Here is a 22,114-nt window from a genome sequence, read left to right on the forward strand (position 1 = left end):
GCGGCACAGCAACGTCGGGCGACCCTGAAGGCCGCCCAGGACGTATTCAGGCTTCGAGCAGGATGCGCAACATGCGACGCAACGGTTCCGCGGCACCCCACAGCAGTTGGTCGCCGACGGTGAAGGCGCCGAGGTACTCCGGCCCCATCGCCAGCTTGCGTAGCCGGCCGACGGGGATGGTCATGGTTCCGGTGACGGCGACCGGTGTCAGGTCGTTCATCGTGGCCTCACGGTTGTTCGGCACTACCTTGACCCATTCATTGTCGGCCGCGATCAGCGCCTCGATGTCGGCCACAGGAACATCCTTCTTGAGCTTGAAGGTCAGCGCCTGGCTATGGCAGCGCATGGCGCCGATGCGCACGCAGAAGCCGTCCACCGGCGTCGCCGCCGTTCCGAATCCCGCGCCCTGGCCGAGGATCTTGTTGGTCTCGGCGCCGCCCTTCCACTCTTCCTTGCTCATGCCGCCACCCAGATCCTTGTCGATCCAGGGGATCAGGCTGCCACCGAGCGGCACACCGAAGTTCGCCGTTTCCATGGCGCTCAGCGACTGCTGCTTCGCAAGCACCTTGCGGTCGATTTCGAGGATTGCGGACTTGGGATCGTCAAGAAGCGCGCGTACTTCGCCGTTGATGGTGCCGAACTGGGTCAGCAGCTCGCGCATGTGCTGCGCGCCGCCGCCCGACGCCGCCTGGTAGGTCATGCTGGTCATCCACTCGACCAGGCCGGCCTTGTAGAGCGCGCCCACGCCCATCAGCATGCAACTCACGGTGCAGTTGCCGCCGATCCAGTTCTTGCCGCCCTTGGAGAGCGCGTTCTGAATCACGGGGAGGTTGACCGGGTCGAGCACGATGATCGCGTCGTCGTTCATGCGCAAGGTCGAGGCTGCGTCGATCCAGTGGCCACTCCAGCCGGCCGCGCGCAGCTTGGGGAACACTTCGCTGGTGTAGTCGCCGCCCTGGGCGGTGATGACGATGTCGCACTTCCTGAGGGCATCGATGTCGTGCGCGTCCTTCAGCGTGGTCTCGTTCTTCGCCATCGCCGGGGCCTTGCCGCCGGCGTTGGAGGTCGAGAAGAACATCGGCTCGATGAGTCCGAAGTCGCCTTCGGCCTGCATGCGGTCCATCAAGACCGAGCCGACCATGCCGCGCCAGCCTACGAGGCCGACCAGGGGGAGAGTTGCGTTCGCCATTTCAAGTTGCCCTTGTGAAAAAAGAAAGTTGTCTTCTCTTTGCGCCCGGCTCGTCAGAGCCGGGGAGGGGCGTGACGAATCGGGCTGCGGTTAGCCGGTAATCGTCTTTTTGGTGATCGAGGAGAGCGCGGCCACCACCGCATCGCCCATCTCGCGGGTGCCGACCTTGGTCGTACCCGCGGACCAGATGTCTGCCGTGCGAAGACCTTGCGCCAGCACGTGCTTGACAGCCGACTCGATACGGTCGGCGGCCTCGGGCTGGTTCAGGGAAAAGCGGAGCATCATGGCAGCGGACAGTATTGTAGCCAAAGGGTTGGCGACCCCTTTGCCCGCAATGTCGGGGGCACTCCCGTGGCTCGGCTCGTAGAGACCCTGGTTGCTCGCATTCAGCGAGGCCGAGGGCAGCATGCCGATCGAGCCCGTCAGCATCGCCGCTTCGTCGGAGAGGATGTCGCCGAACATGTTGCCGGTGACGACCACGTCGAACTTCTTGGGCGCCTTGACCAGTTGCATCGCGGCGTTGTCGACGTACATGTGGTCGAGTTCGATGTCCGGGTACTGTTTGCCGACCTCCGTCACGATGTCCTTCCAGAACTGGAAGGTCTCGAGCACGTTGGCCTTGTCGACACTGGTCACGCGCTTGCTGCGCTTGCGGGCCGCCTGGAAGGCGACGTGGGCGATGCGTTCGACCTCGGGCCGCGAGTAGCGCATCGTGTCGAAGGCTTCCTCGGCGCCCGGAAAATGGCCATCGACCGCGGTGCGACGGCCGCGCGGCTGACCGAAATAGATGTCGCCCGTCAGCTCGCGGATGATCAGGATGTCCAGGCCCGCGATCAGTTCGGGCTTCAGGCTGGATGCATCGACCAGTTGCTCGTAGCAGATCGCGGGACGAAAGTTGGCGAACAGGCCGAGGTTCTTGCGCAGGCCCAGGATGGCCTGTTCGGGCCGCAGCGAACGTTCGAGCGTGTCGTACTTCCAGTCGCCGACCGCGCCGAACAGGACGGCATCGGCTTCCTTGGCCAGTTTCAGTGTCGCTTCGGGCAGCGGGTGGCCGTGGGCTTCGTAGGCGGCACCGCCGACGAGCGCCGACTCCATTTCAAAGGAAAGATCCAGCGCGTCGAGCACGCGAATGGCCTCCGCGACGATTTCGGTGCCGATGCCATCACCGGGAAGTACTGCGATTTTCATGAATAGCTCTGTTCGAATGGTGGAGAGAAAAGGTCAGGCGATCAGCTGATGCGTGAGCCAGGGCTTCTGGGCCAGACGTTCAGCCTCGAAGGCCTTGATCTTGTCCTTGTGGCGCAGCGTCAGGCCGATGTCGTCCAGGCCATTGATCAGGCAGTACTTGCGGAAGCCCGGCACTTCGAAGGGCAGCTCCGTCCCGTCCGGCTTGACGACCACCTGCCGCTCGAGATCGACGGTCAGGCTGTAGCCCGGGAAGGCGTTGGCCTCGTCGAAGAGCTGTGCCACCTGCGACTCGCTCAGCACGATCGGCAACAGGCCATTCTTGAAGCTGTTGTTGAAGAAGATGTCGGCATAGCTCGGCGCGATGATGGCTCGGAAGCCGTACTGGTCGAGCGCCCAGGGCGCATGCTCGCGCGACGAACCGCAGCCGAAATTCCTGCGTGCCAGCAGCACGGAAGCGCCGGCATAGCGTGGCTGGTTCAGGACGAAGTCCGGGTTCGGCTTGCGCGTCTTCGGGTCCTGGCCGGGCTCGCCCGGGTCCACGTAGCGCCAGGCGTCGAACAGGTTCGGGCCGAAGCCGGTCTTGCGGATCGATTTCAGGAATTGCTTGGGAATGATGGCGTCGGTGTCGACGTTCTCGCGGTCCATCGGCGCCACGAGGCCCTTGTGCACGGTGAATTTTTGCATGATGTCTGGCTCCAGGGGGCTCTTGGTTTCAAGCGAATTGGCGAACGTCGACGAAGTGGCCGTGCACGGCGGCAGCCGCGGCCATGGCCGGGCTCACCAGGTGGGTGCGGCCGCCTGCGCCCTGCCGACCCTCGAAATTGCGGTTGCTGGTCGAGGCGCAGCGCTCGCCCGGTTCCAGCCGATCGGCATTCATCGCCAGACACATCGAGCAGCCTGGCTCGCGCCACTCAAAGCCCGCCGCCTTGAAGATCAGGTCGAGCCCTTCGCGCTCGGCCTGTTCCTTCACGAGGCCGGAGCCTGGAACCACCATCGCCAGCTTCACGTTCCTGGCAACTTTCTGGCCCAGCTTCTTGACCATGGCCGCGGCTTCGCGCATGTCCTCGATGCGGCTGTTGGTGCAGGAGCCGATGAACACCTTATCGATGAGGATGTCGTTGATCGGCTTGTTGGGCTCCAGTCCCATGTAGACCAGTGCGCGCTCGATGGCGCCGCGCTTGTTGGCGTCCTTTTCCTTGTCCGGGTCGGGCACGCGACCGTCCACCGGCACCACCATTTCGGGCGAGGTTCCCCAGGTCACCTGTGGCTTGATCTGCGCCGCGTCGAGTTCGACAACGGCGTCGAAGTGCGCGCCGGCGTCCGATTGGAGCGTGCGCCAGTAGGCCACGGCCTGGTCCCATTCGACGCCTGTCGGTGCGAGCGGGCGGCCCTTGATGTAGGCGATGGTCTTTTCATCCACGGCGACCAGCCCGGCGCGCGCGCCGGCCTCGATGGCCATGTTGCACACTGTCATGCGGCCTTCCATGCTGAGGTCGCGGATGGCTGCGCCGGCGAATTCGATCGTGTAGCCCGTGCCGCCGGCGGTGCCGATCTTGCCGATGATGGCCAGCACGATGTCCTTGGCGGTGCAGCCCAGCGGCAGCTTGCCTTCGACCTTCACGAGCAGGTTCTTCGCCTTCTTCGCGAGCAGCGTCTGCGTGGCCATCACGTGCTCGACTTCGCTCGTGCCGATGCCGTGCGCGAGCGCGCCGAAGGCGCCGTGCGTGGACGTGTGCGAGTCACCGCACACCACCGTCATTCCCGGCAGTGTCGCGCCCGACTCGGGACCGATCACGTGAACGATCCCCTGACGCTTGCTCAGGAAAGGAAAGAACGCCGCCGCGCCGAATTCCTTGATGTTGCTGTCCAGCGTGGTGATCTGTTCCTTGCTGATCGGGTCGGTGATGCCGTCGTAGCCCAGTTCCCAGTTCGTGGTCGGCGTGTTGTGGTCGGCCGTGGCGACCACCGAGCTGATGCGCCACAGCTTACGACCGGCTTCGCGCAGTCCTTCGAAAGCCTGCGGGCTGGTCACCTCGTGAACGAGGTGGCGGTCGATGTAGAGGATCGCGCTGCCGTCCTCTTCGGTGTGGACGACGTGTTCGTCCCAGAGCTTGTCGTAGAGCGTGCGTGCCATGGTGGTCTCTTTCGTGGGGAGGTGATTGTCTTGACTATGCGGCGAGCTGGTCGGGCGCCGCCGTTGGCGTGTGCAGGTGCTTGACGAGCATGCGCGCGGCCACGGGCAGCGTCGAGAAGTCGCGTGCGATCAGGCGGATATGGCGGGCGGCCCAGGCATCGTTCAGCGCCACGCTCTTCAGGCTGTGTCCGATGCCACCCTTCATGAGTTCGAAGGCGCGTAGCGGCATCACGCCGATGCCGAGTCCGTTCTCGATCATGCGGCACATCGCATCGAGGCCGGTGACGTGGATGCGCAGCTTGATTGTGCGGTTGGCGGCCAGCGCCGCCTGGTGCATCGCGACGTAGATCGAGCTGTTGGTGTGCAGGCCTACATGATCGAAGTCCAGCGAGGCCGCGAATTCGATCGCATCACGCGCCGCCAGTGCGTGTCCGGCGGGCACGATGAGCGCGAGCGCATCGTCGCGATACGGCAGGCTCTGCAGTTCGCCCGTGCCTTCGGGCAGATGGCAGACGCCGAGGTCGGCGGCGCCTTCCTGCACCGCGCGCACCACTTCGCTGCTGAGGTGTTCTTCAAGGTCGATCTTGATCGCGTCGTGTTCGCGGGTGAAGGCGCCGAGGTCTTCGGGCAGGAATTGCACGATGGCCGAGATGTTCGCGTGGACGCGCACATGACCGCGCACGCCGTCGGCATACTCGCTGAGTTCGCCCTGCATCTTCTCGAGGCTGTAGAGCACCGAGCGCGCGTGATGCAGCAGACTTTCGCCCGCCGGTGTCAGATCGACTCCGCGCGCATGGCGATAGAGGAGGGGAGTGCCGAGGGTGCCTTCGAGGTCTGACAGGCGTTTGCTGATGGCCGAAGCGGCGATGAATTCTCGCTCTGCGGCACGTCCGATGCTGCCAAGCTCGCAGACGGCCACGAACAGCTGCAACGAGGTGAGATCGATGCGTCGGGCGAAACTGCGTTCGGAGGCGGTCATACGGGGTTTGGCATCTCAATTCGAGATGGAGCCTCGTATTCTCCCTCCGTTTCTGCTGCCTGGTCATCGCGATGCGCGATGACTTTGCTGCCGTGGCGCGATGAGCGCCACGGTCCCTTGGTTACTGCTTCTTCGTCGCGGCATCTTCCATCTTCTGGCCGCCCTTCTGGATATCCTGACCAGCGCCCTTCACGGTGTTGCAGCCGGCGAGAGGCACGGCAAAGGCAAAGGCGACGGCGATCAAGGCTGCAAGCTTCTTCATGGTGGAACTCCTTCGTTTGAATGACGGTTCCAAGCTATTCGCGCGAGCCTGAGCGCCTTGTCAGCCAAGACGCAAAAAAGCTGCCCGAAGGCAGCTTTCCTGTCTGAACGCCTGAACGCGGTTCAGGACATCGAATCGATCAGCGCTGGCCGATGGGCTTCACGCTGCGGGTCGGCGAACCTTCGAACAGCTGGCGTGGGCGGCCGATCTTGTACTCCGGGTCGCCGATCATCTCGTTGAGCTGGGCGATCCAGCCCACCGTGCGCGCGAGCGCAAAGACGGCGGTGAACAACGGCACCGGGATGCCGATCGCGCGTTGAACGATGCCGGAGTAGAAGTCGACGTTCGGGTAGAGCTTGCGGGAGACGAAGTATTCGTCTTCGAGGGCGATCTTCTCGAGTGCCATGGCGAGCTTGAAGAGCGGATCGTTTTCCAGGCCCAGCTCGCCCAGCACTTCCTTGCAGGTTTCCTGCATCAGCTTTGCGCGAGGATCGTAGTTCTTGTAGACGCGGTGCCCGAAGCCCATCAGCTTGACGTTGGAGTTCTTGTCCTTGACCTGCTTGATGAACTCGCCGATCTTGTCGACGCCGCCGGCCTTCTGGATGTCATACAGCATGTTGAGCGCCGCCTCGTTGGCGCCACCGTGGGCAGGACCCCAGAGGCAGGCCACGCCGGCTGCGATCGCCGCGAAGGGATTGGTTCCGGACGAGCCGCACAGGCGAACTGTCGAAGTCGAAGCGTTCTGCTCGTGATCGGCGTGCAGGATGAAGATGCGATCGAGCGCGCGCTCGAGCACCGGGCTCACCTTGTACTCCTCGCATGGCGTGGCGAACATCATGTGCAGGAAGTTGCCCGCGTAGCTGAGGTCGTTCTTCGGGTACATGTAGGGCTGGCCCACCGTGTACTTGTACGCCATGGCTACCAGCGTGGGCATCTTCGCGATCAGGCGGATCGCGGCTATTTCGCGGTGCTTCGGATTGTTGATGTCCGTGCTGTCGTGATAGAAGGCCGACAGGGCGCCCACCAGGCCGGTCATGATCGCCATCGGGTGCGCGTCGCGGCGGAAGCCGCGCAGGAAGAACTGCATCTGCTCGTTGACCATCGTGTGATTGGTCACGAGCTTGGTGAAGTTGGCCTTCTCGGATTCGTTGGGCAGTTCTCCGTACAGCAGCAAGTGACAGGTTTCGAGGAAGTCGCAGTTGGTCGCGAGTTGCTCGATGGGGTAGCCGCGATAGAGCAGTTCGCCCTTGTCGCCATCGATGTAGGTGATGGCGGACTGGCAGGACGCCGTCGACATGAAGCCCGGATCGTAGGTGAACATCCCGGTCTGGGCATAGAGCTTGCGGATGTCGATCACGTCGGGGCCCATCGTGCCCTTGTAGATCGGAAGCTCCACGTTCTGTCCGCCGTTACTGAACGACAGAGTTGCCTTGGTCTCGGATGCTTTCATTTCGGGTCTCTTTCAAAGGGGATTGTTCAGGGAGATAAGGTTTGTGCGCCATCGGTGCGCATTAGATGCAGCAATTCGACCACCTCGGCCCCGGCCCATCCGGACTCGGGCTCCTTCCTCCGAAGCAGCAGGTCCAGCAGATCGTTGTCCGACAGATCCATCAACGTCTCCAGCGCCTGCGCCTGCCCACGGGTCAGGTTTGCCTCATGCCGTTGGAAGAAACGGGCAATGAACAGGTCGTTTTCGAGCAAGCCGCGCCGGCAACGCCATTTCAGCTTGCTCAGCGCGCGTTCGGTGACGAGTTCCCCCGCGACTGCCGCGGGGGCCTGGGAGAACACGCCGGTACCGATCGTGGGGGTCATAAATGCTTATATGGCGCGGCGCACCATGAGTTCCTTGATCTTGCCGATCGCCTTGGTCGGATTGAGGTTCTTCGGACACACGTCGACGCAATTCATGATCGTGTGGCAGCGGAACAGGCGATACGGATCCTCGAGGTTGTCCAGGCGGTCGGCGGTGGCTTCATCGCGGCTGTCGGCAATGAAACGGTAGGCCTGCAGCAGGCCCGCCGGGCCGACGAACTTGTCAGGGTTCCACCAGAAGCTCGGGCAACTCGTGGAGCAACTCGCGCACAGGATGCATTCATACAGGCCATTGAGTTCGTCGCGCTCCTCCGGCGACTGCAGGCGTTCCTTTTCGGGCGGCACGCTGTCGTTCTGCAGATACGGCTTGATGGAGTTGTACTGCTTGAAGAACTGCGTCATGTCCACGATCAGGTCGCGAATCACCGGCAGGCCGGGCAGTGGCTTGAGCACGATGGTGCCCTTCAGCGTGAGCATGTTGGTCAGGCAAGCCAGACCGTTCTTGCCGTTGATGTTCATCGCGTCCGAGCCGCAGACGCCTTCGCGGCACGAGCGGCGAAACGAAAGCGTGGGATCCTGTGCCTTGAGCTTCATCAGTGCGTCGAGCAGCATGCGCTCGTGACCATCGAGTTCGATCTCGACGGTCTGCATGTAAGGCTTGGTGTCCTTGTCCGGGTCGTAGCGGTAGATTTGAAATGTGCGCTTCATCGTGGTGACCTTGTGATGCTGATTTCTCTGGGACCTTAGAACGTCCGGACCTTGGGCGGCACGGAGGCCACCGTCAGCGGCTGCAGCTTGACGGGCTTATAGGACAGGCGGTTGTCCTTGCTGTACCAGAGCGTGTGCTTCATCCAGTTGACGTCATCGCGGCCGAGCGGCGCGACGGGGTCGTCGGCCGGGCGCTCGTAGTCCTCGACCGTGTGGGCGCCACGGCACTCCTTGCGCGCGGCAGCCGAAACCATCGTCGCCTGTGCCACTTCGATCAGGTTGTCGACTTCCAGCGCTTCGATGCGGGCGGTGTTGAAGATGCGCGACTTGTCCTTGAGCGTGACCGCGGCGACGCGTTCGCGCACGGCGGCGATCTTCTTCACGCCTTCGTCCATGGATGCCTGCTTGCGGAACACGGCCGCATGCTGCTGCATGACGGCTCGGATCTCTCCGGCCACGTCCTGCGCATATTCACCCGAAGTCGACGACTCGAGCTGGTTCAGGCGTTCGAGCGTGCGATCCGCCGCGTCCGCAGGCAGGGGCTTGTGTTCCTTCAGCTTGTCGTTGAACTCGACGATATGGTTGCCCGCCGCGCGGCCGAACACCAGCAGATCGAGCAGCGAGTTCGTGCCCAGGCGATTGGCGCCGTGCACGCTCACGCAGGAGCATTCGCCGACCGCGTAGAGTCCGTTGACCACGGCGCTGTTTTCCTCACCCTTCTGGATGACGACCTGGCCGTTGATGTTGGTCGGGATGCCGCCCATCTGGTAATGGATGGTGGGCACAACGGGGATCGGCTCCTTCGTGATGTCGACATTGGCGAAGTTGACGCCGATCTCGTACACCGAGGGCAGGCGCTTGTGGATGGTCTCGGCGCCCAGGTGATCGAGCTTCAGCAGCACGTAGTCCTTGTTGGGACCACAGCCGCGTCCTTCCTTGATTTCCTGGTCCATCGAGCGTGAGACGAAGTCGCGCGGCGCCAGGTCCTTCAAGGTGGGCGCGTAGCGCTCCATGAAGCGTTCGCCATTGCTGTTGAGCAGGATCGCGCCTTCGCCGCGGCAGCCCTCGGTCAGCAGCACGCCGGCACCGGCCACGCCGGTCGGGTGGAACTGCCAGAACTCCATGTCCTGCAGCGGAATGCCGGCGCGCGCGGCCATGCCCAGGCCATCGCCGGTGTTGATGAAGGCGTTGGTCGAAGCCGCGAAGATGCGGCCCGCGCCACCGGTCGCCAGCAGCACGGTCTTGGCCTGCAGGATGTGCAGATCGCCGGTTTCCATCTCGAGCGCGGTCACGCCGACCACATCGCCTTCGGCATCGCGGATCAGGTCCAGTGCCATCCATTCGACGAAGAACTGCGTGCGCGCTTCGACGTTCTTCTGATAGAGCGTGTGCAGCATCGCATGGCCGGTGCGGTCGGCCGCGGCGCAGGCGCGCTGTACGGGCTTTTCACCGTAGTTGGCCGTGTGGCCGCCGAAGGGGCGCTGGTAGATGGTGCCGTCCGGGTTGCGGTCGAATGGCATGCCGAAGTGCTCGAGCTCGTAGACGACCTTGGGCGCTTCACGGCACATGAACTCGATCGCGTCCTGGTCTCCGAGCCAGTCGGAGCCCTTGATCGTGTCGTAGAAGTGGTAGTGCCAGTTGTCCTCGCTCATGTTGCCGAGCGAGGCGCCCACGCCGCCCTGGGCCGCGACGGTGTGCGACCGGGTCGGGAACACCTTGGACAGCACGGCCACATTGAGTCCCGCGCGCGCGAGCTGCAGCGACGCGCGCATGCCGGAGCCGCCGGCGCCGATGATGACGACGTCGAACCGGCGCTTGGTGATTTGGTCTTTTGTGTAGGTCATGGGGGTCAGATTCTCCAGAGCACTTGAATGGCCCAACCCGCGCACGCCACAAGCCAGACGATGGTGAAAACTTGCAGGACGAGGCGGATCGCGACCGGCTGGACGTAGTCCATCCAGATGTCGCGCATGCCGACCCACACGTGATACAGCAGAGAGGCAATCACGACGAAGGTAAGCACTTTCATCCACTGCGAAGCGAAGATGCCGGCCCACTTGTCGTAGCCGATCGGCCCGCTCGTGAGCAACACCTGGGCGAGCAGGACGAGGGTGAAGAGCGCCATCAGGGCGCCGGTGATGCGCTGGCTGAGCCAGTCGCGCAAGCCGTAATGAGCGCCGACGACGATGCGCTTGGAGCCGTAGTTCACAGACATTTCTTGGCTCCTTTTCAGTACAGGCCGAACAGCTTGGCGCCGAGGACGACGGTCAGCAGAATGCTGATGGCCAGCGTGGCGAGTGCCGAGCTTTGGCCGAATTCCTTGTTGACGGCTGCGTGGCTGATGTCCATCCACAAATGGCGCAGACCGGCGATCAGGTGATGCAGAAATGCCCAGATCAGGGCGAGCGCCACCAGCTTGAGGAACCAACCCGGAACGAAGCCGACGCCGCTGTTGAAGGCGGAGGTGAAGCGGGCATAGGAAATCTCGGACGAGACCGAAGTGTCGAACATCCAGATGATGAAAGGCAGCAGCAGGAACATCAGCGCGCCACTCACTCGATGGAGGATCGAGACGATGCCCGCCGGGGGTAGCCGGTAGGTGGTCAGATCGGTGAAGGCGTTGATGTTGCGGAACTCGCGCCGCGGTGGTCGGGTGGGTTTGGCCAGCTCTGTCATGTGGGCTTTCGGATATTTTTTCGAGGGGCGGCTTTGTTCTTTGGCGGAAATGCAAACAACGAAAAATTGTATTGCAATGCACCATCGGGCTGCGGGAGGTATCAAGTCATCGCACTGCGTTGCTCGGATGCTCTCGATTCGCGGGAGTGATGCGCACGCTTATCCCAGTTCGTTCCGATAGTGGTGGGTGTCTGTGCGATAGAGGCCGCGGCGAAGTTCCATGGGTGTGTCGTGGTAGGTATGGGCCACGCGCTCCACGCTCAACAGCGGCGTCGCGGTGGACACGGAGAGGAGCGCGGCTTGCGCCGCGTCGGGCAGCACCGCCCGGATCTTTTCCTCGGCGCGCACCATGCGCACGCCGAACTCGGTCTCGAAGAGCGCGTACATCGGCCCGCGCCATGCAGCGAGTCGCTCCGCCGTCAGGCCCCTGAAGGGGGTTCCCGGCAGCCAGAGGTCTTCCAGAATGGTGGGCGTGCCCCGGTAGGCGAGCACGCGACGCACTTGCAGCACGGCGTCTCCCGTGCGAAGCGCCAACAGTCGCGCCACATCGGCGCTCGCGCGCAGGCGCTTGCAATCGACGATCGTGCGCTCGGCCGGGCCTTCGCTGTCGGCGTCGTTGCCGTCCGGCACCAGCTTCAGGAAGCGGTATTGCACATGCTGCTCGGCATGGGTCGCGACGAAGGTGCCCTTGCCCTGGCGACGTACCACGAGGTTCTCCGCCGCCAGTTCATCGATCGCCTTGCGCACGGTGCCCTGGCTCACGCGGAAGCGCGCCGCGAGTTCGAATTCGCTGGGGATGGGCTCGCCCGGCTTCCATTCGCCTTCGTGCAGGCTCTGCAGGATCAGCGATTTGATCTGCTGGTAGAGCGGGCTGAACGAGGGCGTCACGGGCTCGGCGAAGACAGTTGGAAAGGTGGACATTGATTCGATCGGCACACGCGGAGCGTGCCTTCCGGTCGACATCTTATATAAGACATAAGACAGGCGCCATCCGACGCGCAAATCGGCATAAAATCGCAGACGGCCTCGAGCCCGGGCATCATCACCCGGCCCGATCTTGCGGCCGCACTCTGCGGCTGTGCCCCGTTCTCATCATTTCCTGGAGTTTTCCCATGAGCAAGAAGCCTGTTCGCGTTGCCGTCACCGGTGCCGCTGGCCAAATCGGTTACGCCCTGTTGTTCCGCATCGCCTCAGGCGAAATGCTCGGCAAGGATCAGCCGGTCATCCTGCAGCTGCTCGAGATTCCGGACGAGAAAGCGCAGAAGGCCCTCAAGGGCGTGATCATGGAGCTCGAAGACTGCGCCTTTCCGCTGCTGGCCGGCGTGGTGCCCACGGGTGACCCGCTGGTCGCATTCAAGGATGCCGACTACGCACTGCTGGTCGGTGCCCGTCCGCGCGGCCCCGGCATGGAGCGCGCCGACCTGCTGGCCGCCAACGCCCAGATCTTCACGGCCCAGGGCAAGGCGCTCGACCAGGTCGCAAGCCGCAACGTCAAGGTGCTCGTCGTGGGCAACCCGGCCAATACCAACGCCTACATCGCCATGAAGAGCGCGCCCAGCCTGCCGCGCAAGAACTTCACCGCCATGCTGCGCCTCGATCACAACCGCGCCGCGAGCCAGATCGCGGCCAAGACCGGCACGGCCGTGGGCGACATTGAGAAGCTCATCGTCTGGGGCAACCACTCGCCCACCATGTATGCCGATTACCGCTTCGCCACCGTCGGTGGCAAGAGCGTGAAGGACCTGATCAACGACCAGGTCTGGAATGCCGATACCTTTCTGCCGACCGTCGGCAAGCGCGGCGCCGCGATCATCGAAGCGCGCGGTCTGTCCTCCGCCGCTTCGGCCGCCAATGCAGCCATCGACCACATGCGCGACTGGGCCCTGGGCTCCAACGGCAAGTGGGTGACCATGGGTATCCCCTCGGACGGCCAGTACGGCATTGCGAAGGACGTGATCTTCGGCTTCCCGGTCACCACCGAGAACGGCGAATACAAGCTGGTCGAGGGCCTCGAGATCGACGCCTTCAGCCAGGAGCGCATCAACAAGACGCTGAAGGAGCTGCAGGACGAGCAGGCTGGCGTCTCGCACCTGCTCTGATCCAAGCGACAGCCACGCAAGCGCACGTCTTCATGCTCGACTGGAATCCCGCGCTCTACCGTCGCTACGAGGACGAGCGCACGCGTCCGGCACAGGAACTCCTTGCTCGAGTTCCGCTGACCGGGGCGGCCCACGTGGTCGACCTCGGTTGCGGACCGGGCAACTCCACCGAGCTGCTCGTGCAGCGCTTCGCAGGTGCGGTCGTCGTCGGCACCGACAACTCCGAAGCGATGCTGCTCAGCGCGCGAGAGCGCCTGCCGCAAGCCCGCTTCGAACTCAGCGACATCTCGACGTGGCGGCCTGAACGGCAGCCCGACCTCATCTATGCCAACGCCTCGCTGCAGTGGGTGCCCGACCATGAGGCGTTGATCCCCCGCCTGTTCGCCGCGCTGGCACCGGGCGGCGTGCTCGCGGTCCAGATGCCTGACAACCGCAACGAACCCACGCATCGTCTGATGCGCGAAGTCGCCGCCGAGGCGCCCTGGGCGCAGGCGATCGGCGATGCGGACAGGCTGCGCACGCAGTTGCTGGGAATCGAAGGCTACTACGACCTCCTGGCTGGCGATTCTGCTGCCGCGAAGATCGATGTCTGGCGCACCGCCTACCAGCATCCGATGGCCAGTGCGGCTGCGATCGTCGAATGGGTACGCGGCACCGGGCTCAAGCCCTTCGTCGACCGTCTCCCGCCCGATCTGCAGGGCAGCTACCTGTCCGAATACGAGCGCCGTGTGGCGACCGCCTATCCCAAGCGCGCCGATGGCCGGCTGCTGCTGGCATTTCCGCGCATGTTCATCGTCGCGCAGCGCAAGCCGTGAGCAGCGTTGCCCATCCGCGTGATGTATTGCTGGGCGCGCAGGGCGGCGCCGTCGTGCTTCCCGTGTGCGATCACTACAGCGGCGTCGAGGCGCGCATGCGCAAGAGTCTCGCATTGCAGGTCGAGATGGCCGCGGAATTCGGTGCCTGCGTGTTCGACGTCACGCTCGACTGCGAGGACGGCGCTCCTGTCGGCGGCGAGGCCGAGCACGCGGCATTGGTCAGCGAGCTCGCATTGGGCGCGGCAGCCGGCATGCGCGTGGGCGTTCGGGTGCACCCGGTCGGCCATCCCGCCTTTGTCGGCGACGTGATCACCATTGCCGGCCGCGCCGGTCATCGTCTGAGTCATCTGATGGTTCCCAAGGTCGAGTCGGTCGATGACGTGAAGCAGGCCGTGGAGGCACTCGACATGGCCGGTGCCGAATCGCTGCCATTGCACGTTCTTATCGAGTCCCCGCTGGCCGTGCATCACGCCTTCTCCATTGCCGCCCATCCCCGCGTGCAGTCGCTGAGCTTCGGACTCATGGATTTCGTCTCGGCGCATGGCGGCGCGATTCCCGCCGATGGCATGGGTGCGACCGGCCAGTTCACGCACCCCCTCGTGGTGCGCGCCAAGCTCGACATCGCCTCGGCCGCGCACGCCTACGGCAAGGTGCCCTCGCACTGCGTGGTGACCGAGTTCAGTGACATGGGCGCGATGCGCGCCGCCGCGAAGAAGGCGGCCAGCGAATTCGGCTATACACGCATGTGGAGCATCCACCCCAACCAGATCCGTCCCATCCTGGAGGCTTTCGCCCCCGATGAGCGGCAGATTCAATTTGCTACAAAAATCATAGCGATGGGAGCCAGCGCGGGTTGGGCGCCGGTCAGTTTTGATGGCACATTGCACGACCGCGCCAGCTATCGTCATTTTTGGCACGTACTTTCGCGTGCGCACGCCACCGGGCGTGTGCTGCCGACCGAGGCGCAAGTTTGGTTTGCCCCCGGCGCCCCCTGACCACCACGATCCCGCAAAGGAAAACACATCATGAAGACACTCCTGCTCGCCGCCGCCATCGCGCTGGCCTTGCCGCTCGCCGCAACCGCTCAAGGCGACAACGCCGCAAAGCCTGCGGCCAAGGCCCCCGCGAAGACAGCCGGCAAGACCCCGGCCAAGAAGCACCAGGTCACGCGCCGTGCTGCCAAGGCCGTCGAGGAAGTAACGCCGATCAGCGACGAAGGCGATGTCACCTTGAGCGAGGCCGACCTGGCCGTCGCGAAGCGCGTCCTGACCGGCAAGATCCAGTGCGAACTGGGTGCCGACGTCACCGTCACCGCGGATGAGAAGAAGGCCGGTTTCTTCACCGTTTCGACCAAGAACGTGCACTACCGCATGCACCCTGTCGAAAGCCGCACCGGAGCCATCCGCCTCGAAGATCCCCGCGCCGGCGCCATGTGGCTGCAGATCGCCAACAAGTCGATGCTGATGAACCAGAAGCAGGGCCTGCGTCTGGCCGATGAATGCCAGGCACCGGCGCAGGTGGCGGCCGCCGAGGAACTGAAGAAGAACCCGCCGAAGAGCCTGTTCGAAGGCACGGACGCCAAGCCCGCCACCAAGTAAATCAAGGCGCAGGCGGCCCGCCTTTTGCTTCGGCCGCCAGTCGTACCCGACCCCGGAGAAAAATAGATGTTGCAAGCCTACGTTGACCATGTCGCCGAGCGCGCTGCGCTCGGCATTCCGCCGCTGCCGCTCACTGCCAAGCAGACCGCTGAGCTGATCGAGCTCATGAAGACGCCGGCAATTGCCGAAGCCGACTTCCTGCTGAACCTGCTGACGCACCGCGTGCCGGCCGGGGTGGACGACGCGGCCAAGGTCAAGGCGAGCTATCTGGCGGCCGTGGCGCATGGCACCGAGAAGAGCCTGTTGCTCACTCGCGCGCGTGCGACCGAGCTCCTCGGCACCATGCTCGGCGGCTACAACATCAGCCCGCTGGTCGACCTGCTGGACGACGCCGAGGTGGGCGCCACCGCGGCGGCCGGCCTGAAGAACACTCTCCTGATGTTCGATCAGTTCCACGACGTCAAGGAAAAGGCCGACAAGGGCAATGCGAACGCGAAGGCCGTGCTGCAAAGCTGGGCCGATGCCGAATGGTTCACCAGCCGGCCCGAAGTGCCGAAGAGCATCACGGTCAGCATCTTCAAGGTGGCCGGCGAGATCAACACCGACGACCTCTCTCCCGCGCCGGATGCGTGGAGCCGACCCGACATTCCGATGCACGCACTTGCGATGCACAAGAACGCACGCCCCGGCATCACGCCGGAAGAAGAAGGCAAGCGCGGTCCGGTCAAGTTCATCGAGGACTTGCGCGCGCGCGGGCACCTCGTGGCCTATGTCGGTGATGTGGTCGGTACCGGCTCGTCGCGCAAGAGCGCGACCAACTCGGTGCTGTGGTTCACCGGCGAAGACATTCCCTTTGTTCCGAACAAGCGCTTCGGCGGCGTCTGCTTGGGCGGCAAGATCGCGCCGATCTTCTACAACACGATGGAAGACTCCGGTGCGCTGCCGATCGAGCTTGACGTGAGCCAGATGAACATGGGCGACGTGGTCGAACTGCGCCCCTACGAAGGCAAGGCCCTGAAGGACGGCAAGGTGATTGCCGAGTTCAAGGTCAAGAGCGACGTCCTCTTCGACGAAGTGCGCGCCGGCGGCCGTATTCCACTCATCATCGGCCGCGGCCTGACCGCCAAGGCCCGCGAGGCCCTCGGCCTGCCCGTGTCGACGCTGTTCCGCCTGCCGGTCAGCCCCGTCGACACCAAGAAGGGCTACTCGCTCGCGCAGAAGATGGTCGGCCGCGCCTGCGGACTGCCCGAAGGCATGGGCGTGCGTCCCGGCACCTACTGCGAGCCGAAGATGACGAGCGTGGGCTCGCAGGACACGACCGGCCCGATGACCCGCGACGAACTGAAGGATCTGGCCTGCCTCGGCTTCAGCGCCGACCTCGTGATGCAGTCCTTCTGCCACACGGCGGCGTACCCGAAGAAGGTCGACGTCAAGATGCACCACGAACTGCCTGACTTCATGAGCACCCGCGGCGGCGTGTCGCTGCGCCCGGGCGATGGCGTCATCCATTCCTGGCTCAACCGCCTGCTGACGCCCGACACCGTTGGCACCGGCGGCGACAGCCACACGCGCTTCCCGATCGGCATCAGCTTCCCCGCGGGCTCCGGCCTTGTGGCCTTCGCGGCCGCGACCGGCGTGATGCCGCTCGACATGCCGGAATCGGTGCTCGTGCGCTTCAAGGGCACGATGCAGCCGGGCGTCACGCTGCGCGACCTGGTGAATGCGATTCCGCTGTATGCCATCAAGTCAGGCCTGCTGACCGTCGAGAAGAAGGGCAAGAAGAACATCTTCTCGGGCCGCATCCTCGAGATCGAAGGCCTGCCGGACCTGAAGGTCGAGCAAGCCTTCGAACTGAGCGACGCCTCGGCCGAACGCTCGGCCGCCGGCTGCACGGTGCACCTGAACAAGGAACCGATCATCGAGTACATCAACAGCAACATCACGCTGATGCGCTGGATGATTTCCGAAGGTTATGCCGACGGCCGCACGCTGGCCCGCCGCATCGCGGCGCAGGAAGCCTGGCTCAAGGATCCGCAATTGCTCAAGGGCGACGCCGACGCCGACTACGCTGCCGTGATCGAGATCGACCTGGCCGACATCCATGAGCCGATCGTGGCCTGCCCGAACGACCCGGATGATGTCAAGACCCTGAGCGACGTGGCTGGCGCCGCCATCGACGAGGTGTTCATCGGCTCCTGCATGACGAACATCGGTCACTTCCGCGCGGCCTCCAAGCTGCTCGAAGGCAAGCGCGACATTCCGGTCAAGCTGTGGATCGCGCCGCCGACCAAGATGGATGCGCAGCAATTGACCGAAGAAGGTCACTACGGCGTGTTCGGCAACGCGGGCGCCCGCACCGAGATGCCCGGTTGTTCGCTGTGCATGGGCAACCAGGCCCAGGTGCGCGAAGGCGCGACCGTGATGTCGACCAGCACGCGCAACTTCCCGAATCGCCTGGGCAAGAACACCAATGTGTACCTGGGCAGCGCCGAACTCGCCGCGATCTGCTCGCGCATTGGCCGCATTCCGACGAAGGAAGAGTACATGGCCGGCGTCGGCGTGCTGGATGCCTCCAGCGGCCAGATCTACCAGTACCTGAACTTCGACAAGATCGAGGACTACAAGGTCGTCGCGGATACGGTTGCCGCCTGAGACCCATTGCGCTCATGACAAACGGCCCGCTCTTGCGGGCCGTTTGTCATTTGATGCGAGATTCGCGGGGCTCGGCCGCGAGCGCCGCGAGGGCTGCGGCGGTCTGCGCGTCGGCCGGAAAGAAGGATTCCACCGCAAGCTCCTGCAGCGTGACGTCGACCGGCGTGCCGAAGATCGTCGTGGTGCTGATGAAGCTCAGCACGCCCTGGGGCGTGACCAGCTGGAAGGGCACGGCCACCCCGGACAGTTCATTGCCGGCCGCTGCCGTGTCGTGGCTGACGTTCGGCGCGGGGTAGGCCGCCAGTTCATCGTGCAATGCGCTCAGCACCGTGTCGCCCGTGGCTGCGATCTGCTGCTGCAGGCGTTCGAGCAGATGCGCCCGCCATCGGGCCAGGTTCGCGATGCGCGATGCCAGGCCATCCGGATGCAGGCTCAGGCGCAGCACATTGACGGGCGGCGCCACGAGTTCCGGTGCTGCGCCCTCCATCAGGAGCGGCACCAGGGCGTTGTGCGCCACCAGATTCCAGTGGCGATCGACCGCCAGCGCGGGGAAGGGCTCGTGCCCCTTGAGCACGAGGTCGACCGCATGGCGCGCCGACGCCAGCGCCGGATCATCCAGTGAGCGCTGGCGGTACATGGGCGCATAGCCCGCGGCCACCAGGAGTGCATTGCGCTCGCGCAGCGGTACCTCGAGCCGCTCGGCGAGCCGCAGCACCATTTCGCGGCTGGGTTCGGCGCGGCCGGTCTCGACATAGCTCAGGTGGCGCGTGGACACCTGCGCTTCGTTCGCCAGGTCGAGCTGGCTCAGGCGCCGATGCTGGCGCCAGTGGCGAAGATGGGCGCCGAACGGGTCGGCCGCGGTCGGTGGTGTGCTCGTGAGGGTCATGGCGCCATCGTAGTGATGCACGGTGCCTCGGCCATGACCTCGCACGTCATCGCGTCCCGACCCCTCGGGGCCGGGTTTGAGGCCATCGGTCGAGCGAGACTCTCGACCGATGTCGTCGAACCCTGCTATCTTTGAGGAGCTTCCACGAATCACAGGAGTTTCCCTCATGGCCAAAGCACCGGCACACGCATTCGCCTCCACGCTCAAGACGTTCAAGACCGCGTCGGGGAAGGCCGGCAAGTACTGGTCCCTGAAGGAACTCGCCAAGCAATACCCCACGGTCGAGCGGTTGCCGGTCTCGATCCGGATCGTGCTCGAATCCGTCCTGCGCAATTGCGATGGTCAGAAGGTGTCGGCCAAGCACGTCGAGGAGCTTGCCCATTGGTTGCCCAATTCGGAGCGCACCGACGAGATCCCTTTCGTCGTGACGCGCGTGGTGCTGCAGGATTTCACCGGCGTACCGCTGCTGGCCGACCTTGCGGCCATGCGCAGCGTTGCACAGTCCCTGGGCAAGTCGCCCAAGACCATCGAACCATTGGTGCCGGTGGATCTGGTGGTCGACCACTCCGTCATGGTGGACTATTACGGCACGCCCAAGGCGCTCGATCTCAACATGAAGCTGGAGTTCCAGCGCAACAACGAGCGTTACCAGTTCATGAAGTGGGGCATGCAGGCCTTCGACACCTTCGGCGTCGTGCCGCCGGGCTTCGGCATCGTGCACCAGGTCAATCTCGAATATTTCGCTCGCGGCGTCTACAAGAGCCCGAATGACAAGGGCGACCCGCCCGTCTACTACCCCGACTCGCTGGTCGGGACCGACAGCCACACCACCATGATCAACGGGATCGGCGTCGTCGGCTGGGGTGTGGGCGGCATCGAGGCCGAGGCCGCGATGCTCGGCCAGCCGGTCTACATGCTGACGCCGGACGTGGTCGGCTTCGAACTCAGCGGCAAGTTGCGGGAAGGCGTCACGGCCACCGACCTGGTGCTGTACGTCACGGCCATCCTGCGCAGCGAAAAGGTGGTCGGCAAGTTCGTCGAGTTCTTCGGCCCCGGCGCGGCGTCTATCGCGGTGCCCGATCGCGCGACCATCGGCAATATGGCGCCCGAGTACGGCGCCACGATGGGCTTCTTCCCCGTCGATGAAATGACCATCGCCTACTTCAAGGGCACGGGCCGCACGCAGGCCGAGATCGAACTGTTCGAGGCCTATTACAAGGCCCAGGGCCTGTTCGGCATGCCGAACCCGGGCGACATTGACTACACGAAGGTTGTCAAGCTCGATCTGGGCACGGTGTCGCCCAGCCTTGCCGGCCCGAAGCGGCCGCAGGATCGCATTGACCTCGGCCATCTCTCTACCAAGTTCTCCGAGCTGTACAGCAAGCCGAACGAGGCCAATGGCTTCAATCAGCCGGCCGACAAGCTGATGTTGCGCCATGCGCTGGTGGGCCATGGTCAGTCCGGCGAGGACGAGGCCGCGCCGCCGAAGCCTGGCGCTCCGCGCGCCGAGGTCGAGATGGTGGCCAATCGCTCCACCAAGGCCGCGGCGCATGTGGGGGCAACGGCGCCGCCTGCGCCCAAGGGCCAGGTCACCATCGGGAACGGCGACGTGCTGATTGCGGCCATCACTTCCTGCACCAATACTTCCAATCCCAGCGTGATGCTGGCGGCCGGCCTGCTGGCGAAGAAGGCGGTGGAAGCGGGCCTGACAGTCAAGCCGCACGTCAAGACTTCTCTCGCGCCCGGATCGCGCATCGTGACCGAATACCTTGAAAAGGCCGGTCTTCTGCCCTACCTCGAAAAGCTCGGTTTCTATCTGGCCGGCTACGGCTGCACGACTTGCATCGGCAACGCCGGCGATTTGACGCCCGAGATCAACGAGGTCATCACGAAGAACGATCTGGTCGGCGCAGCCGTGCTGTCGGGCAACCGCAATTTCGAGGCGCGGATCCACCCGAACCTCAAGGCCAACTTCCTGGCCTCGCCGCCATTGGTCGTGGCCTTTGCGATCGCGGGCAACGTGATGGTCGACCTCATGACCCAGCCGGTGGGCAAGGGCAAGCACGGCAAGGATGTCTACCTCGGCGACATCTGGCCGAGCACGAAGGAGATCGACGAGAACCTGCGCTACGCGATGAACGCCAAGTCCTTCCGCAGCAACTACGAGAAGGTGAAAAGCGAGCCCGGCAAGTTCTGGAGCAGCATCAAGGGTACGACCGGCCAGGTGTATGACTGGCCGACCTCGACCTACATCGCCGAGCCGCCCTTCTTCGAGGGATTCAAGATGAAACCGGCTGCCACCGACGCCGGTATCACCGGGGCGCGAGTCATGGCGCTTTTCGGCGACTCCATCACCACTGACCACATCTCGCCGGCCGGTTCGATCAAGGAAGACTCGCCCGCGGGCATCTGGCTCAAGGCGCACGGGGTGCCGAAGGCCGACTTCAACAGCTACGGCTCGCGCCGGGGCAACCATGAAGTCATGATGCGTGGCACCTTCGCCAACGTGCGCATCAAGAACCTGATGCTCCCTCCCGATGCCAATGGCACACAGGAAGAGGGCGGCTACACGCTCTTCCAGCCGGGCAACCAAAAGATGTTCATCTACGACGCCGCCATGAAGTACATGGAAGAAGGCGTGCCGACCGTGGTGTTCGGCGGCGAGGAGTACGGCACCGGGTCGTCGCGAGACTGGGCCGCGAAGGGCACGCAGTTGCTCGGCATCAAGGCGGTGGTGGCGCGCAGCTTCGAGCGCATCCACCGTGCGAACCTGGTCGGCATGGGCGTGCTGCCGCTGCAATTCCGCGGGGCGGATTCCTGGCAGGCGCTGAACCTCACGGGCGACGAGGAAGTCGACGTGGTGATCGGCGGCGAACTCAAGCCGCAGATGGATGTCAAGCTGGTGATCCGCCGGGCCGACGGCACGCACCAGGAAGTGACGGTTCGGTTGCGCATCGACACGCCGATCGAGGTCGATTACTACAAGCACGGCGGGATCCTTCCCTTCGTCTTGCGGCAATTGCTGGCCGCCTGACACTCGGCTTCATGTAGAAAAGCCGGCGCGCGCACCGGCTTTCTTGATTTTTGTCAGAAGGCCGCAGAGGGTTAAGTCGTTT

The 22,114-nt window shown here is 64.1% G+C and carries 20 protein-coding genes; 6 read left to right on the forward strand and 14 right to left on the reverse strand.

Annotated features, from left to right (window positions below):
- Window positions 1-46: 46 nt before the first annotated feature.
- From asd to AC1DNF_RS03380, 13 genes are all read right to left on the reverse strand, one after another.
- Window positions 47-1,189, reverse strand: a complete 1,143-nt coding sequence (gene asd, locus AC1DNF_RS03320) for an aspartate-semialdehyde dehydrogenase (protein ID WP_478147115.1) — start codon at window positions 1,187-1,189, stop codon at window positions 47-49.
- A 90-nt stretch (window positions 1,190-1,279) separates the two neighbouring features.
- Window positions 1,280-2,377: a 3-isopropylmalate dehydrogenase gene (gene leuB / locus AC1DNF_RS03325; protein ID WP_478147116.1), complete on the reverse strand. Its 1,098-nt coding sequence runs from the start codon at window positions 2,375-2,377 to the stop codon at window positions 1,280-1,282.
- A 33-nt stretch (window positions 2,378-2,410) separates the two neighbouring features.
- A complete protein-coding gene (gene leuD, locus AC1DNF_RS03330) occupies window positions 2,411-3,061 on the reverse strand; it encodes a 3-isopropylmalate dehydratase small subunit (protein ID WP_478147117.1) in 651 nt (216 codons plus the stop codon).
- Window positions 3,062-3,089: 28 nt separating this feature from the next.
- A complete protein-coding gene (leuC, locus tag AC1DNF_RS03335; protein WP_478147118.1) occupies window positions 3,090-4,511 on the reverse strand; it encodes a 3-isopropylmalate dehydratase large subunit in 1,422 nt (473 codons plus the stop codon).
- Between the two features lie 34 nt (window positions 4,512-4,545).
- A complete protein-coding gene (locus AC1DNF_RS03340; RefSeq protein ID WP_478147119.1) occupies window positions 4,546-5,490 on the reverse strand; it encodes a LysR substrate-binding domain-containing protein in 945 nt (314 codons plus the stop codon).
- A gap of 121 nt (window positions 5,491-5,611) precedes the next feature.
- Complete coding sequence (locus tag AC1DNF_RS03345) at window positions 5,612-5,752, reverse strand: entericidin A/B family lipoprotein (RefSeq protein ID WP_478147120.1); 141 nt, start codon at window positions 5,750-5,752, stop codon at window positions 5,612-5,614.
- Between the two features lie 139 nt (window positions 5,753-5,891).
- Window positions 5,892-7,202: a citrate synthase gene (gene gltA, locus AC1DNF_RS03350; protein ID WP_478147121.1), complete on the reverse strand. Its 1,311-nt coding sequence runs from the start codon at window positions 7,200-7,202 to the stop codon at window positions 5,892-5,894.
- Between the two features lie 26 nt (window positions 7,203-7,228).
- Window positions 7,229-7,564, reverse strand: coding sequence for an FAD assembly factor SdhE (locus AC1DNF_RS03355; protein ID WP_478147122.1), 336 nt, complete (start codon window positions 7,562-7,564; stop codon window positions 7,229-7,231).
- A 6-nt stretch (window positions 7,565-7,570) separates the two neighbouring features.
- Window positions 7,571-8,272 (reverse strand): succinate dehydrogenase iron-sulfur subunit, encoded by a 702-nt coding sequence (locus AC1DNF_RS03360; RefSeq protein WP_478147123.1) that lies wholly within the window; start codon window positions 8,270-8,272, stop codon window positions 7,571-7,573.
- A gap of 35 nt (window positions 8,273-8,307) precedes the next feature.
- Window positions 8,308-10,116, reverse strand: a complete 1,809-nt coding sequence (gene sdhA / locus AC1DNF_RS03365; RefSeq protein WP_478147124.1) for a succinate dehydrogenase flavoprotein subunit — start codon at window positions 10,114-10,116, stop codon at window positions 8,308-8,310.
- Window positions 10,117-10,121: 5 nt separating this feature from the next.
- Entirely contained in the window at window positions 10,122-10,487 is a 366-nt protein-coding gene (sdhD, locus tag AC1DNF_RS03370; protein ID WP_478147125.1) for a succinate dehydrogenase, hydrophobic membrane anchor protein, read from the reverse strand.
- Window positions 10,488-10,501: 14 nt separating this feature from the next.
- Window positions 10,502-10,948 (reverse strand): succinate dehydrogenase, cytochrome b556 subunit, encoded by a 447-nt coding sequence (sdhC, locus tag AC1DNF_RS03375; RefSeq protein ID WP_478147126.1) that lies wholly within the window; start codon window positions 10,946-10,948, stop codon window positions 10,502-10,504.
- A gap of 159 nt (window positions 10,949-11,107) precedes the next feature.
- Window positions 11,108-11,869, reverse strand: coding sequence for a GntR family transcriptional regulator (locus AC1DNF_RS03380; RefSeq protein ID WP_478147127.1), 762 nt, complete (start codon window positions 11,867-11,869; stop codon window positions 11,108-11,110).
- Between the two features lie 191 nt (window positions 11,870-12,060).
- On the opposite strand from AC1DNF_RS03380, the gene AC1DNF_RS03385 reads away from it, so the two are divergent.
- The 5 genes from AC1DNF_RS03385 to AC1DNF_RS03405 all read left to right on the forward strand — a co-directional run bounded on the left by AC1DNF_RS03385 (window position 12,061) and on the right by AC1DNF_RS03405 (window position 18,112).
- The gene (locus tag AC1DNF_RS03385; protein ID WP_478147128.1) at window positions 12,061-13,047 is read left to right on the forward strand and encodes a malate dehydrogenase; all 987 of its coding nucleotides are present in this window, start codon (window positions 12,061-12,063) and stop codon (window positions 13,045-13,047) included.
- A 32-nt stretch (window positions 13,048-13,079) separates the two neighbouring features.
- A complete protein-coding gene (gene tam, locus AC1DNF_RS03390; RefSeq protein ID WP_478147129.1) occupies window positions 13,080-13,862 on the forward strand; it encodes a trans-aconitate 2-methyltransferase in 783 nt (260 codons plus the stop codon).
- Window positions 13,859-14,857, forward strand: coding sequence for an HpcH/HpaI aldolase/citrate lyase family protein (locus tag AC1DNF_RS03395; RefSeq protein ID WP_478147130.1), 999 nt, complete (start codon window positions 13,859-13,861; stop codon window positions 14,855-14,857). Before tam ends, AC1DNF_RS03395 begins: the two co-directional genes overlap by 4 nt.
- Before the next feature lie 30 nt (window positions 14,858-14,887).
- Window positions 14,888-15,460, forward strand: coding sequence for a hypothetical protein (locus AC1DNF_RS03400; RefSeq protein WP_478147131.1), 573 nt, complete (start codon window positions 14,888-14,890; stop codon window positions 15,458-15,460).
- 66 nt (window positions 15,461-15,526) lie between these two features.
- Window positions 15,527-18,112, forward strand: a complete 2,586-nt coding sequence (locus tag AC1DNF_RS03405) for a bifunctional aconitate hydratase 2/2-methylisocitrate dehydratase (protein ID WP_478147132.1) — start codon at window positions 15,527-15,529, stop codon at window positions 18,110-18,112.
- Window positions 18,113-18,158: 46 nt separating this feature from the next.
- Here the strand turns inward: AC1DNF_RS03405 and AC1DNF_RS03410 are convergent, their stop codons facing one another.
- Entirely contained in the window at window positions 18,159-18,998 is an 840-nt protein-coding gene (locus tag AC1DNF_RS03410; RefSeq protein ID WP_478147133.1) for a helix-turn-helix domain-containing protein, read from the reverse strand.
- Between the two features lie 166 nt (window positions 18,999-19,164).
- Here AC1DNF_RS03410 and AC1DNF_RS03415 point away from each other — a divergent pair, with 166 nt between their 5' ends.
- Entirely contained in the window at window positions 19,165-22,032 is a 2,868-nt protein-coding gene (locus tag AC1DNF_RS03415; RefSeq protein WP_478147134.1) for an aconitate hydratase, read from the forward strand.
- Window positions 22,033-22,114 lie beyond the last annotated feature (82 nt).

This window comes from Variovorax sp. 01T432 (assembly GCF_056398605.1).

Bases quoted from the DNA above. Each gene is read 5' to 3' on its own strand.
- asd (WP_478147115.1), bottom strand. From the start codon at position 1,189: ATGGCGAACGCAACTCTCCCCCTGGTCGGCCTCGTAGGCTGGCGCGGC.
- leuB (WP_478147116.1), bottom strand. From the start codon at position 2,377: ATGAAAATCGCAGTACTTCCCGGTGATGGCATCGGCACCGAAATCGTC.
- leuD (WP_478147117.1), bottom strand. From the start codon at position 3,061: ATGCAAAAATTCACCGTGCACAAGGGCCTCGTGGCGCCGATGGACCGC.
- leuC (WP_478147118.1), bottom strand. From the start codon at position 4,511: ATGGCACGCACGCTCTACGACAAGCTCTGGGACGAACACGTCGTCCAC.
- AC1DNF_RS03340 (WP_478147119.1), bottom strand. From the start codon at position 5,490: ATGACCGCCTCCGAACGCAGTTTCGCCCGACGCATCGATCTCACCTCG.
- AC1DNF_RS03345 (WP_478147120.1), bottom strand. From the start codon at position 5,752: ATGAAGAAGCTTGCAGCCTTGATCGCCGTCGCCTTTGCCTTTGCCGTG.
- gltA (WP_478147121.1), bottom strand. From the start codon at position 7,202: ATGAAAGCATCCGAGACCAAGGCAACTCTGTCGTTCAGTAACGGCGGA.
- AC1DNF_RS03355 (WP_478147122.1), bottom strand. From the start codon at position 7,564: ATGACCCCCACGATCGGTACCGGCGTGTTCTCCCAGGCCCCCGCGGCA.
- AC1DNF_RS03360 (WP_478147123.1), bottom strand. From the start codon at position 8,272: ATGAAGCGCACATTTCAAATCTACCGCTACGACCCGGACAAGGACACC.
- sdhA (WP_478147124.1), bottom strand. From the start codon at position 10,116: ATGACCTACACAAAAGACCAAATCACCAAGCGCCGGTTCGACGTCGTC.
- sdhD (WP_478147125.1), bottom strand. From the start codon at position 10,487: ATGTCTGTGAACTACGGCTCCAAGCGCATCGTCGTCGGCGCTCATTAC.
- sdhC (WP_478147126.1), bottom strand. From the start codon at position 10,948: ATGACAGAGCTGGCCAAACCCACCCGACCACCGCGGCGCGAGTTCCGC.
- AC1DNF_RS03380 (WP_478147127.1), bottom strand. From the start codon at position 11,869: ATGTCCACCTTTCCAACTGTCTTCGCCGAGCCCGTGACGCCCTCGTTC.
- AC1DNF_RS03385 (WP_478147128.1), top strand. From the start codon at position 12,061: ATGAGCAAGAAGCCTGTTCGCGTTGCCGTCACCGGTGCCGCTGGCCAA.
- tam (WP_478147129.1), top strand. From the start codon at position 13,080: ATGCTCGACTGGAATCCCGCGCTCTACCGTCGCTACGAGGACGAGCGC.
- AC1DNF_RS03400 (WP_478147131.1), top strand. From the start codon at position 14,888: ATGAAGACACTCCTGCTCGCCGCCGCCATCGCGCTGGCCTTGCCGCTC.
- AC1DNF_RS03405 (WP_478147132.1), top strand. From the start codon at position 15,527: ATGTTGCAAGCCTACGTTGACCATGTCGCCGAGCGCGCTGCGCTCGGC.
- AC1DNF_RS03410 (WP_478147133.1), bottom strand. From the start codon at position 18,998: ATGACCCTCACGAGCACACCACCGACCGCGGCCGACCCGTTCGGCGCC.
- AC1DNF_RS03415 (WP_478147134.1), top strand. From the start codon at position 19,165: ATGGCCAAAGCACCGGCACACGCATTCGCCTCCACGCTCAAGACGTTC.